Consider the following 770-nt stretch of genomic DNA (forward strand, 5'->3'; position numbering starts at 1 on the left):
AATTATGATTATTCCACAGTAGCTCAGTGGTAGAGCTATCGGCTGTTAACCGATCGGTCGCAGGTTCGAATCCTGCCTGTGGAGCCACGGAGAGCTGTCCGAGTGGCCGAAGGAGCACGATTGGAAATCGTGTAGGCTGCTAACGCGGTCTCGAGGGTTCGAATCCCTCGCTCTCCGCCATCACACTTTACATAAATGGCCCGTTGGTCAAGCGGTTAAGACACCGCCCTTTCACGGCGGTATCACGGGTTCGAATCCCGTACGGGTCACCATTTATTTTCAAGACCAATCCGGAGGATTAGCTCAGCTGGGAGAGCATCTGCCTTACAAGCAGAGGGTCGGCGGTTCGAGCCCGTCATCCTCCACCATCTTTATCTAGTTTTTTAGAAAATACCTTTTATTATCGCGGGGTGGAGCAGGGGTAGCTCGTCGGGCTCATAACCCGAAGGTCGCAGGTTCAAATCCTGCCCCCGCAACCATAATCTTTCACTTACTACGTGAAATTCTTCTTAGCTAGTGAAAAATGGGAGTGCACGAAGTGTGCAATCATTAGATCTCTCAAAAGATATGGTTGTATTATAAAGTGGTCCGGTAGTTCAGTTGGTTAGAATGCCTGCCTGTCACGCAGGAGGTCGCGGGTTCGAGTCCCGTCCGGACCGCCACTTTTTACAACATTGTATGTTACATAATGGCTCGGTAGCTCAGTCGGTAGAGCAACGGACTGAAAATCCGTGTGTCGGCGGTTCGATTCCGTCCCGAGCCACTCTCAT

7 tRNA genes are annotated in these 770 nt (G+C 51.2%); all 7 read left to right on the forward strand.

The window, feature by feature from the left end:
• The first annotated feature begins 12 nt into the window (after positions 1–12).
• Positions 13–87, forward strand: a tRNA-Asn gene (locus CHH58_RS18010).
• A 1-nt stretch (position 88) separates the two neighbouring features.
• A tRNA-Ser gene (locus tag CHH58_RS18015) sits at positions 89–180 on the forward strand.
• 17 nt (positions 181–197) lie between these two features.
• Positions 198–272, forward strand: a tRNA-Glu gene (locus tag CHH58_RS18020).
• 20 nt (positions 273–292) lie between these two features.
• A tRNA-Val gene (locus tag CHH58_RS18025) sits at positions 293–368 on the forward strand.
• A gap of 36 nt (positions 369–404) precedes the next feature.
• Positions 405–479 (forward strand) — tRNA-Met (locus CHH58_RS18030).
• Positions 480–585: 106 nt separating this feature from the next.
• A tRNA-Asp gene (locus tag CHH58_RS18035) sits at positions 586–662 on the forward strand.
• Between the two features lie 28 nt (positions 663–690).
• A tRNA-Phe gene (locus tag CHH58_RS18040) sits at positions 691–763 on the forward strand.
• Positions 764–770: the final 7 nt, after the last annotated feature.

This window comes from Terribacillus saccharophilus (genome assembly GCF_002272745.1).
Classification (GTDB): Bacteria; Bacillota; Bacilli; order Bacillales; family Amphibacillaceae; genus Terribacillus; species Terribacillus saccharophilus_B.